General features: G+C 35.7%; 11 protein-coding genes. 9 read left to right on the forward strand and 2 right to left on the reverse strand.

What is annotated here, in order from left to right:
- Positions 1 to 29: 29 nt before the first annotated feature.
- Positions 30 to 2,492, reverse strand: coding sequence for a valine--tRNA ligase (locus tag FFONT_RS05850; RefSeq protein ID WP_014558313.1), 2,463 nt, complete (start codon positions 2,490 to 2,492; stop codon positions 30 to 32).
- Positions 2,493 to 2,695: 203 nt separating this feature from the next.
- Here FFONT_RS05850 and FFONT_RS05855 point away from each other — a divergent pair, with 203 nt between their 5' ends.
- Genes FFONT_RS05855 through trxB form a run of 3 tightly spaced genes read left to right on the forward strand, consistent with a single transcriptional unit; the run spans position 2,696 to position 5,088 of the window.
- The gene (locus tag FFONT_RS05855) at positions 2,696 to 3,499 is read left to right on the forward strand and encodes a phosphohydrolase (protein WP_014558314.1); all 804 of its coding nucleotides are present in this window, start codon (positions 2,696 to 2,698) and stop codon (positions 3,497 to 3,499) included.
- Between the two features lie 23 nt (positions 3,500 to 3,522).
- Positions 3,523 to 4,050, forward strand: coding sequence for a class IV adenylate cyclase (cyaB, locus tag FFONT_RS05860; RefSeq protein WP_014558315.1), 528 nt, complete (start codon positions 3,523 to 3,525; stop codon positions 4,048 to 4,050).
- A gap of 60 nt (positions 4,051 to 4,110) precedes the next feature.
- Positions 4,111 to 5,088, forward strand: coding sequence for a thioredoxin-disulfide reductase (trxB, locus tag FFONT_RS05865; protein ID WP_014558316.1), 978 nt, complete (start codon positions 4,111 to 4,113; stop codon positions 5,086 to 5,088).
- Here trxB and FFONT_RS05870 read toward each other — a convergent pair.
- Positions 5,085 to 6,467 (reverse strand): digeranylgeranylglycerophospholipid reductase, encoded by a 1,383-nt coding sequence (locus tag FFONT_RS05870; protein ID WP_014558317.1) that lies wholly within the window; start codon positions 6,465 to 6,467, stop codon positions 5,085 to 5,087. The genes trxB and FFONT_RS05870 overlap by 4 nt on opposite strands.
- A gap of 263 nt (positions 6,468 to 6,730) precedes the next feature.
- On the opposite strand from FFONT_RS05870, the gene FFONT_RS05875 reads away from it, so the two are divergent.
- The 6 genes from FFONT_RS05875 (at position 6,731) to tmk (ending at position 12,053) form a co-directional block, all read left to right on the forward strand.
- A complete protein-coding gene (locus FFONT_RS05875; protein WP_014558318.1) occupies positions 6,731 to 7,330 on the forward strand; it encodes a DUF981 family protein in 600 nt (199 codons plus the stop codon).
- Between the two features lie 87 nt (positions 7,331 to 7,417).
- Positions 7,418 to 8,653 (forward strand): aminotransferase class V-fold PLP-dependent enzyme, encoded by a 1,236-nt coding sequence (locus FFONT_RS05880; RefSeq protein ID WP_014558319.1) that lies wholly within the window; start codon positions 7,418 to 7,420, stop codon positions 8,651 to 8,653.
- 43 nt (positions 8,654 to 8,696) lie between these two features.
- Positions 8,697 to 9,791 carry a tyrosine--tRNA ligase gene (locus tag FFONT_RS05885; protein ID WP_014558320.1) on the forward strand — a complete coding sequence of 365 codons (1,095 nt, stop codon included), beginning with the start codon at positions 8,697 to 8,699 and terminating at the stop codon, positions 9,789 to 9,791.
- Between the two features lie 115 nt (positions 9,792 to 9,906).
- Complete coding sequence (locus FFONT_RS07255; RefSeq protein ID WP_265589014.1) at positions 9,907 to 10,035, forward strand: hypothetical protein; 129 nt, start codon at positions 9,907 to 9,909, stop codon at positions 10,033 to 10,035.
- Between the two features lie 6 nt (positions 10,036 to 10,041).
- The gene (dnaG, locus tag FFONT_RS05890; RefSeq protein WP_014558321.1) at positions 10,042 to 11,274 is read left to right on the forward strand and encodes a DNA primase DnaG; all 1,233 of its coding nucleotides are present in this window, start codon (positions 10,042 to 10,044) and stop codon (positions 11,272 to 11,274) included.
- A gap of 50 nt (positions 11,275 to 11,324) precedes the next feature.
- Positions 11,325 to 12,053 (forward strand): dTMP kinase, encoded by a 729-nt coding sequence (tmk, locus tag FFONT_RS05895; RefSeq protein ID WP_014558322.1) that lies wholly within the window; start codon positions 11,325 to 11,327, stop codon positions 12,051 to 12,053.
- Positions 12,054 to 12,070: the final 17 nt, after the last annotated feature.

The following is a 12,070-nucleotide window of genomic DNA, read 5'->3' on the forward strand; positions in this document are numbered from 1 at the left end:
ACGATATAAAAATTTTCCTTTAGGATTTATTACTTTTCTATATAGACAATGTTGTCTAGCTTTATAGCACCTTCCCCCGGAGGAGGGTACTCGTATGATATGTATTTTAATTTATGCAAAGCCTTCAAGTCTTTTTCTGCTTCTTTTAATTCTTGCGGAATGTAGACAACTTTTGCTATCTCATCTGAGAACTTCAGTCCATTCTGTTTTTTATACTTCCATATATCACTATTAACTTTAACCATCAAATCGATTATTTGTGTTAATTTATCATTAATGCCTTCCTCCGCATTAATTTCTTGAGTTAATGATGCTTGATGTATGCTTCCGCAATTTTTCATAAGCCTCCAAATCTCATCAGAAATAAATGGCATTATTGGGGCAGTCATTAGCAGGATTGTTCTTAATACTAAATGCAATGTGGCCCAAGCAGATTCCTGATCTTCTTTGCTCCATTCATTGTTTAAATTATATGCCCTCTGCTTCACTAGTTCTATATAATTGCTTGCAAATATATCCCAAGTAAAGCTGTAGACTAAGTTAGAAGGTTCATAAGTATCCATTTCTTTGAAGCTACTTATATACTTCCTAAGTGTCATTTTTGTATATTCTAAAATTGCTTTATCAATTGTATTCTTTCCAGCTTTTTCCTTTCCAGGATCTGGAAACCTAGATATGAACCTTGAGATATTCCAAAGTTTTGTAGTAAATAGAAGACCTGTTTTTAAGAGGTTTGGATTAAACCTGTAGTCATATCCTACTTTAGCTGCTGAAGCAGCCCAAAATCTAAATGCATCAGCGCCATAGCTTTCAATTACCGGAAACGGGTCTATTACATTTCCCTTGGACTTGTGCATAGCTTCTCCTTTCTCGTCTAGACCCATACCTGTAATCCTAACGTACTTGAAAGCAGGTCTTCCTGTCAGCTGATATACTCTAAGTATGCTATAGTATAGCCAGGTTCTAATGATCTCATATCCTTGAGGTCTTAAAATATCGTTCTTCAATTTTTCATATAATTCATTGTCTCTCATGTACCCGGTGATATATAGGGAAGATATGCTTGAATCGAACCACGTATCAAATACCTTTTTCTCTCCTTCTAAGTAGCTCTTGTCAGCGCCACAGACAGGGCATTTTTCAAAAGGCGGTTCATCTTTCCATGGCCTATAGTATTTAAAGTCTTCTGGTACTAATATTGAATTGCATTTTTTGCACCTCCATGTAGGAATTTCTGTAGCGTAATACCTATCTCTAGAGATGGGCCAATCAGTCTTTATTGAGTTGATCCAGTCAATAAGCTTCTGCTTATGCATTTCAGGGTAAAACTTCATTTTATCAATAGCTTCTAAGAGCTTATCTTTAAATTCTATCTGCTTTAAAAAGTATTCTCTAACGTGAATAAATTCTATTGGAGTTCCGCATCTCCAGCAGACTGGTACCTTGTGCATAAGTTTTTCTTTTTTTACCATCAGACCTCTCTTTTCCAGCTCTTCAGCAATTTTAGTTCTAGCTTCATGCGTTTTCATCCCCTTTAGAAATCCTGCTTTTTCATTTAGTCTACCATCCCTGTCGACCACAATTTCAGGCTCTAAACCGAGCTCTCTAAACATCTTTATATCATCTTCATCTCCGTAGCTACATATCATGACAAGCCCGGTACCAAAGTTCGGGTCAGCGTTTTCATTCTTGTAAATTTTTAATTCTTTTTCATAGATTGGCGAAATGGCTGTTTTTCCCTCGAGCCCTGAATAGCGAGGATCAGATGGATGGTAAATTAAAGCCTTGCATGAGGAAAGTAGCTCTGGCCTTGTAGTTGCAACTGTCACGTAATCGTTAGTTTCCCTTATTTTAAATTTAATATAGTATAAGTATGTTTCGAGCTCTTTATATTCAAGTTCTGCATCGCTTAAGGTGGTTTTGCATCTTGGACACCAATTTACAGGCCTTTCTGCTACATAAATCAATCCCTTCTTCCAAAGCTCCCTGAATGTTGCTTGGGTGAGCTTTCTATATTCTTCGCTGTCAGTTCCGTTTTTCCAATAATCGTAGCTGCATCCAAGCCTTTCTAGTAGCTTTACCATTTCTTCCTCTATAGAATCAAGCTCCTTTTTGCAAAGCGCTAAAAACTTCTCCCTTCCTTCTGGTGTGGAGGAAACTTCATGAGGATTTATTCCTGTTTTCTTTTCAACACTCACTTCAACAGGCAAGCCGTTTCTATCAGCATAAAAAGGAAGAAGAACATTATAACCAATCATTCTGAAAAACCTTGCAATCATGTCATGATGGACGTAATGCGCTGCCCCAGCGACGTGCCATTTTCCGCTAGGATATGGAGGTGGGGTATCAATTACAAGAGTTGGCTTCCTTCCTAAATCCTCCTTCCTGAATTTTCCTATGTTCTCCTTTTTCCACCTTTCAATGATCTCGTTCTCCTTTTTTATATCCCATCTTTTCTCTTCTATAATATTGCTACTGCCGTTGTTTTCCAAGCGCTCCACCCATTAGAGCTACTATTAGTGAAAAATTCGTTCAGGCATTTTAATTTTGTAATTAATTCCTTTAATTTTCTTTTCTTTAAAAACATGAGTTTTCCTTTAAGCTTTTAGAAATAAGACATAATTGGTAATTTATAAATAGCTTGCATTCCTAATATAATACATTCCGTAAAAAATGTTTCAAATTGGAGGTACATATGTTGCAAAGAGAAGAAGTTGTAGTTTCTCCCCAGCTTTTAGAGAAGCAACTTTCTAAGGAACCATTTTTAAAAAAGGCGTACGAAATAGCATTGCGCGACGAGGAGCTTCAGGTTTTATTAGAGCATAGTAATGTAATGGCAGTTAAAAGATTGAAATATAACGACCACGGTCCTACACATGCAAAAATAGTTTCAGGCTCTAGCTTAGAAATATTCGACAGAATATTCTCCGCCGGCATTGAGCCTACTACTATAAAAGACGGTATTTTTCAGAAGACAGAAGAAGCAAAGCTGGTGGTCCTTTTAGGTTCGCTTTTTCATGATATTGGAAATAGTATTCACAGAATAAATCACGAGTTTATAGGAATGCTTATGTCCGCAAGTATTCTAGATAGAATTCTTTCTTCAATATTTCCAAACGATAAAAGGAAAGCTATATTAATGAGAGAAGAAGTGCTTCATGCTATATATGCTACAAGCTATACTGTTCCTGCACTTACTATTGAGGCTGGCTGTGTTAAGGTTGGAGATGGCACCGATATGTCAGAAGGAAGAGCAAGGATCCCTTATAGGTTAGGAAAAAACGATATTCATGCTATTTCTGCTCTAAGCATAGACAAAGTGACGATTTCTTCCGAAGACGAGACTCCAGTTGTAATAACCATTTATATGAAGGAGAGAGCTGGAGTGTTCCAGGTTGAGCAGGTTCTTTATCCAAAGATAGCGACGAGCGGTATAAAGAAGTATGTCAAGCTTAAAGCAGTATGGGGAGGAAAAGAAATGAAAATGGATCTTTCATAAAGAGAATTGCTGAAGGTAACAATATGATAGAAACTGAAGTAAAAATAAAAATTGATGACAACGATGAAAAGAGGATCAGGGATTTTGCAGAAAGTAGTTGCATATTTAGAGAAAAAGTATCCATAAATGACATATATCTGATCCATCCTTGCATCGATTTTTCTAAAACAGATGAGGCAGTAAGGATTAGAATTGAAAGTACTGCCGGTATTGAAAAAGTAAAAATAACATATAAAGGCAAAAGAAATAAAGACACAGATTTCAAAAAAAGGGAAGAAATAGAATTTGAGGTTAAAGCGAGCCCAAATGACGTAATATCATTTTTCTTAAGAAATAGGTACAGGGTCCTTTGTAATATAGAAAAAGATAGGGAGATATATGAGTGTAAGGGTTTTTACCTCATGATAGATAATGTGAAGGATCTAGGAAAATATATTGAGCTCGAGCAAATAGGCAAAAACGAAAAATCTATACAAATCTTTCTCGAGTCTTTCAATCTCAAAGAAAAAATTGAACCTCTTACATACTTAGAACTAATTATGAAAAAATGAAAAACATACATACGCAAAGATAATAATTTTTTTAAAAACATCAATAAAATGGTGATTTAAATGTCATTGAGGCTACAAGTTAAAAAGCCGAAGGAACAGTCCACAGAATATGATGTAGCAATAATAGGTTCAGGTCCAGCTTCATTATCGTGTGGATTATATTCTGCGAGGTATAGGATGAAGACGATAATAATAGGAGATACGATTGGTGGGCAATTAAATCTTACAAATATAGTTGAAAATTATCTCGGTTTTCCAAAGATTACAGCAACAGATCTAATCTCGAGATTTAAGAAACATGTAGAAGAATACGATGTGGAATTCAACCTAGACAGAGTTAATAGTATAAAAAAAGAGGGTAGCTACTTTATTATTAGAACTGTAAATGGCAAAGAAATAAAAGCTAAGTCAATCGTTTTAGCTATAGGGCTTAAAAGGAGAAAACTTAATGTGCCGGGAGAAAATGAATTTGCAGGAAAAGGAGTCAGCTATTGTAGCATATGCGACGCCGCATTTTTTAAGGATGCAGCTGCAGTAGCTATTGTTGGCGGAGGAGACTCTGCTTTGGAAGGTGCACTACTTTTGAGCGAATATGCTAAAAAGGTTTACTTAATACATAGAAGAGATCAGTTCAGGGGACAGCCGATATTAGTAAATGCAGTAAAGTCCCGAAAGAATATAGAAATAGTTTACAACAGTATAGTAAAAGAAATTAAAGGAGATAAGAAAGTAAACTCAGTTAAAATAAAGAATGTAGTTAGCGGAGAAGAAAGAGAACTTCAAGTTAACGGAATATTCATTGAAATAGGATTTGAGCCTGACATAGAATTACCTAGAAGCATCGGCATCGAGCTCGATGAGAACGGATTCATAAAGGTCAATGAATATATGTCAACAAATGTAGAAGGAGTTTTCGCTGCTGGAGATTGCACCAACATGTGGAAGGGATTTAGACAAATAATTACGGCGACAGTGCAGGGTGCTGTTGCAGCATATTCAGCTTATAAGTATTTAAGTGAAAAATGGAATAAAAATTAAGCTTTTATTTCTGCTTTAAAGTTCTTAAGAATTTCTGCAACGTTTTCCTTCCACCTTGACAAGCCGTAAGGAGTTTCTGGGTATTCATTATATGCGTTTTTCATTTTATTCATAAATGTCGAAAGTGTCCTCAGCTTTAAAAGTAGAGACGGCTTCGAAGTCATTTTTAAAATCTTAAAGAAATCGCTCACTATCTTCACTGACTTTTCTATAGCGGATTCATTTAACTCTCCTTTTCTTCCGAGAATGTCCACATCATTTTCGTCAACAATTTTCTTCTCCATGATGAAATCGAGCTCCTCGTCACTGAGCCTTTGAAGGAACATTCTTGTAAGCTCAAGAGATGCCTGCTTTGTTCCTATCATCTTCATGTACCCAACATTTGTGATCCATAAGTTGAACCTGTTAGGCTCTCCTTTTTCAAATGCATTTTCTATTCCTTTTGATGCCCAATATGCGGATATCATAGCATAACCCATTCCGCCACCGTGGACAGGATTGACTGCAAACGCAGAATCGCCGATGGCTATGAAATTGTCCCAAACTAAGGAATCTAAGGGTCTTCTTGTTGGTACTTGTGCCCCGCCTGAAGAGATTACTTCTTTTTTGCTCCTTATCTCAGGTCTTTTGCTCAATAAATTTTCGTATATTAGTTTTGGATTTGGATATCCCATACCGCCCTGAACGCCAAGTCCTATGTTTGCGCTGTCTATTCCCTCTGGGAAATACCACCAATAACCCCCTGGAGAAACTTTCTGATTCAGGTATATTTTCAATATACTGGGCTCCTTTATCTCATAATTAAGCTTGACTATTTCTCTATATGCTATATCTGAGTCTTTGGGATCCAGTTCTTCAGAAACGGGCCATTCCTTTGGCAGGTATCTTCTTATCACTCCAGCAGTTCCAGTAGCATCAACTATAATTTTTCCCTTGAATTCTTCAATTTTATCATTGATTTTTACCTTTATTCCAGCAAGTTTTGCGTTTTCAAAAACTGGACCCAAAACTTGCGTTCTTGGATAAAATTCTACTCCGTTATCAACTGCTGTCTTAAGAAGTCTAGTGCCGAACTTTTTCCTATCAATGATGTACCCTTCACCATAAATTCTAAATTCTACATGTTCACTAGGACTGATTATACTGATTCCTGTCACAGTTTGTTTTATTTCATCTCCTTGGGGTTCTGGAATTCCAAGCTCGAAAAAGTGATGCTTACCAATAGCATTTCCGCAAGGCTTACCCCATAGGTCTTCCCAGCTTCTTGAGTCAAAGACAGCTACCTTATAGCTCTTTTTTTGTGATAAAAAATAAGCAAGAGTGGATCCGCTCGGTCCTGAACCTGCAATTATAACATCATAATCATTGTTGACAATCAACTTCTTTTCACCAGAATGTTTTTTTGCAAATAAGATTATTTATTCTTTAATTGTTAAGAATTAAAAGTTTATGCTATTTTCATCTATGTATATTTTTAATTATTAACAATTATTAAGATTTTTAATTTTTAAATGAAAATAAAGAAAATAAATTAAAATAAATTATTTATTATATATATAAAATAAAAAATATTTAAATATTATTTTTCCTAATTAAATATTACTAATATCATTATTGAGGTATCATTATTGAGGTGTAAGTAATGGCGATAACATATACAGACCCACTAACTGCTCAGTTGTTTGGAATAACAGGATCAACGATTCTTGTAGCATATGCTATGTTAAGGATGGCAATGGGCCAAGATATAAAGACAGTATTGAAAGGATTGTATGCTCCACTACTTGCAATGGGAGTGTATGTCTTTTTTAGCGGACTATATGGATACTTCATATGGCCGTTGCCAGGAAGCTATGACATACTATTTTATGATATGTATGCAGTGCTTGGCGTAGGATTAATTGCAATAGCATTGTGCATTAAGCATGACACGAAACTGGAATACATCGGTTTTCTCGCTTTGATATATGGCGTCATAACTATATTCTACGGATATTCCGGATATAGCTTAGGAATGACGAAAGAGCCAGCAGGAATGTTCGCCCTCTATGCTCTAGTAGGATTATCATCAATAGTGTTCTATTTCGTTTCTTTTGGCATCGATTCTGGAAAAGTCAACAAGCCTTTGCTATATATAGAAGCTTTGCTTTTAATACTCGGAGGACTAGCGGCAGCATACATAGCTGGAAGTGCAGTGCCTTCCCATCTCAAAATGTTCGGTCAGTACGTGCCTTTCATCTAATTTTCAAATAAATAATAAAATTTTTTTATAAAAAGGTACAATAATAATACAAGTTAAAATTCTTAACTTCCATAGAAGGGGAAAAAATTGGGATTAGATGTAGAGCAAATTAGGGAGGACTTTCCAATTTTAAAGCAAGAAGTGAGGGGAAAACAGATAGTTTATTTTGATAACGCGGCTACATCACAGAGACCTATTCAAGTTATAAATGCCATAAAAAAATATAACGAAGAATTAAACTCAAATGTTCATAGAGGGCATCATTATTTGAGTAAAAAATCAACTGAGCTCTATGAAGAAGCTCATGAGATAGTAGCAAAGCACATTAATGCAGATTCATGGCAAGAAATAATTTTCTCTTTAAATACTTCTTATGCTGTTAACCTAATGGCATATCCTTTAGTGATGAGAGGGTTAAAAGAAGGTAGAGATAAGATAGTGATCACTGAAATGGAGCATCATAGCAATATGCTACCATGGAGAAATGCAGCAAAGATATTTGGGGCAAGAGTAGAATATGCGAGAGTTGACAAAGATGGTTACATTGACGTTAAAAGGTTAATTAATAAGCTAGATGAAAAGACATCTGTACTCGCTATAACTCATGCAAGCAACGTCACAGGGATAATAAATCCAATAGAAAATATTAGTAAAGAAGCGAAAAAGTACGGAATAACCGTTTTCGCTGACGTTGCTCAAAGTATTCCTCATTTAAGTATTGACGTCAAAAAGCTTGGAGCGGATTTCATCGTGTTTAGCGGACACAAGATGCTGGGCCCACTTGGAATTGGAGTATTATATGGAAAATTAGAGATGCTTAGAGAAATTGATCCATTTATAGTTGGGGGAGGGACTATAAAGGACGTGACTTTGGAGAGCGTAATGTACGACGAGCCTCCATATAAATTTGAAGCTGGTACTCCAAACGTATCTGCGGCTGTAGGATTAATGGAGGCTGTCAAATATCTTGAAAAGGTCGGAAAAGATAACATTATTCAGCATGAAAGAATGTTGCTAATGAAGGCTAGAAAAGGCTTAAGCGAAGTTGAAAAAATTAAATTATATCCGAAAGATCTCAAGAGCGAGTCGACTGGAACTTTGGCTTTTAATATAGATGGTGCAAACCCACATATAGTAGGGAGTGTACTCAATGATTTTTATGCTATTGCAGTAAGAACAGGGCTTCACTGTGCTCACCCGTACCACTATGCAATAGGAGCGAATGAAGGAACTATTAGGGCGAGTTTTTATTTATATAACACTGAAAGTGAGATAGAGTATTTTATAAGGTCAATGAGTGAAATAGTAAAAAAATATTTTTAAAATTAAATATTTCAAATATTATAGTAAAACATAGGTGCAGAAAATGGACGTAGAAGAGAAGATTAAGCTAATAACAAGAAATACAGAGGAAGTTGTAACCGTAGAAGAGCTCAGAGATCTTTTAATAAGAGGGGAAAAGCTCGAAGGTTATCTTGGGTATGAGCCAAGCGGGTTATTTCATATAGGTTGGATGGTTTGGGCATATAAGGCTAAGGATCTAGTTGAAGCTGGAGTTAATTTAAGGCTACTTGAAGCTACTTGGCATGCATGGGTTAATGATAAATTCAACGGAAACATGCAAGTGATAAAGGATGATGCGAAATATATAAGACATAGCTTGAAAGCGATTGGTATTCCTGTAGAAAAAATAAAATTTATAGATGCAGAGGATCTAGTTAGTGATAAAGATTATTGGGCACTCCTATTGAAAGTTGCGAAGAATACTACATTAGCTAGAGCTAAGAGAACTTTAACTATAATGGGAAGAAAAGAAGAGGAAGCCGAACTTGATTCAAGTAAAATAATATATCCTTTTATGCAGGCAACAGATATCTACTATATGGGGCTAAACATCGCTCTGGGGGGCATTGATCAAAGAAAAGTCCATATGCTCGTAAGAGAGTTGGCGGAAAAGGTCGGGGCAAAGAAGATAGTAGCAATACACACTCCACTACTCACTGGTCTTCAAGGATCAGGAAGGGCAGGTGGAGGATCGAGCAAAGATGAAATAATGTCCGAAGTAAAAATGAGCAAGTCAAAGCCAGAATCTACCATAATAATTCACGACAGTCCAGAAGATATAAGGGAAAAAATAATGAACGCGTACTGTCCGAAGCAAGTGGTAGAATTTAATCCTATAATCGAGATCAACAAATATTTGCTATTTTCTCAGGATAACTTCTCACTTTATGTCGAACGGCCTAGCGAATATGGCGGTCCTATTGAAATATATAGTTACGACGAATTAGAAAGAATGTACCTGAAAGGCGAAATACATCCTCTCGATTTAAAAAAAGCAACAGCAGATGCTTTAATAAAGAAACTAGAGCCAGCTAGAAAATATTTTGAAGATAATAAAGAAGCGAAAGAGCTCGCATTAAAAATTGCTTCTGAGCTAAAAATTGAGATAAATTTATAAAAATTTACTATCTATACTTTCATAATTTTTCAATTTTTCTATAATTCTTATCTAAGGGAAAAGTTTAATTTTTGTTGAATTGAAATTTAATTGAAAATGGCGTTTATCTCAATTAATGGCGACCTATGCTAACCTCTTAGTTGATACGAGACAACAACTAGGAGAAGCTGTAAGTATAATAGATAAGTGTTTGTTAGGTTTTAGCATGGGTCGCCGCTATTTACTATCAATGCATGGAGGATGATTATATATGAAATATCTGATAAAAGCAAAAATCGAAATTGATGGTGTAGTTGATAAAAACGATGTAATAGGGGCTCTCTTCGGGCAAACCGAGGGTCTTTTATCGCCAGACCTCGATCTAAGGGAGCTTCAGGATAAAGGAAGGATTGGAAGAATAGCTGTAGATTTAAAACCTCAGAATGGAAAGATAAAAGGAGAAATAAAGATTCCCTCAAATCTGGATAAGGCTGAGACAGCTCTTATTGCAGCTCTTATCGAAACAGTTGATAAGGTAGGACCATATAACGCTAAAGTACAGGTAACTAGAATAGTTGACCTTAGAATTGAAAAATTGAAGAAGGCCGTTGAGAGGGCAAAAGAACTACTGAAAACTTGGCAGAGTGCTGAAGCACCAGACGTAAAAGATCTTTTGAAAGAGATACAATCTTCTCTGAAGCCTGCCGAAATAATCGAATATGGTCCTGAAAAGCTTCCAGCAGGAAGTGAAATAGAAAAAAGCGATACTCTCATTATTGTTGAAGGAAGGGCTGATGTCTTAAATCTGCTTAGATATGGATACAATAATGCAATAGCTTTAGAAGGAGCAAAAGGAACAATACCTGAAAGCGTTAAGCAATTAGCAAGCAAAAAGCAGAAGGTAATAGCTTTTACCGACGGAGATCACGCAGGAGAGCTGATATTGAGGACTTTATTAAATAACGTGAAGATAGATTTAGTTGCAAAAACTCCTCAAGGGAAAGAAGTTGAAGACCTTACAGGAAAAGAAATAGAAATGGCCCTCCAAAACGCGGTACCTCCACAGCAGTTCCTTTCTGAGCTAGAGAAGAGGGAAGAAAAGGAAGAAGTGACACAGAAGGAGCTGGAGAAGAAAGAAGAAAAGTTAGCGCCTCAAATAACAGTTACAGAAGAGCAACAAAAACCTTCAATGCCTCTATCTATTGAAATACCTGAAAATGTAATGAAAGATATGAATGAACTCAAGGGAACGCTCGAGGCCATCCTTTATGATGATAACTGGAATGTAGTTGCAAGAGTGCCTGTAAGGGATCTCTATGATACTTTATCTAAGCTTGAAGCTAATAAGGTTAAAACTGTTGTATTTGACGGGATCATAACTCAGAGACTTATTGATATAGCATCTCAGAAGAATGTAAGCTATTTAATTGGTGCAAGGATAGGAAACGTCTTGAAGAGAGATGAAAAAGTAGTATTACTTTCAATGTATGATTTATTGAGCTAGCCCCAAAACAAAGGATTTTTTTAATATAAATCATATAGGTGTTTTACCTAATGATCGATAAATATTCCAGCGAAGATGCCATTATCCTAAGACCTGGAACAAAAATCTTTCTTAAAAGAATTCTTTCCTACAACCTGGATATGAGTAAAATTCTAGAAGAGCCTAAATTCTCTTTTTTAAAAAGCGATGAAAAAAAAGGAAGGTATGTTGCCATTGAAGGGATAGATGGATCAGGGAAAACTACAATAGCCGAAAAAGTTTGCAACCTTCTGATGCAAGGAGGAAAAAGATGTATTTTGGTTAGAGAGCCATGGACACTGGAAATAAAAAAGCTATTAGAAAACAATCCAAAAATTGATCCTGTTGTAGAAGCCTTTCTTTTTGCGACAGATAGGATGATTCTAAACTATAATGTAATAAGTAACGCTTTAAAAGAAGATACATATGTAATATCTGACAGGTGCTACTTATCTAGTCTAGTTTATCAGTATATCAGAGGTGCAGAGGAAAGCATAATTTTTGCTTTAAATTCGCTTATAATTAAACCGGATGCGATCTTTCTGCTTGATGTTTCGGTTGAGACTGGCTTGAAAAGATTAATGGAAAAGAAGAAAAGGGAGCTGACGCACTTAGAAGGTTTTGAATTTTTGAAAAAAGTAAAAGAAAGGTATTTGGAGATTTCGAATACTTTAAAGGATCAGAAAATATTTAAAATAGATGGAGAAGCAAAGCCAGAAGAAATTTCAGAAGCAATTTTCAATAAAATTATAGCGCTTTAAAAATAAATTTAACAACT

The organism is Fervidicoccus fontis Kam940 (assembly GCF_000258425.1).
In the GTDB taxonomy this organism is placed as follows: Archaea; Thermoproteota; Thermoprotei_A; order Sulfolobales; family Fervidicoccaceae; genus Fervidicoccus; species Fervidicoccus fontis.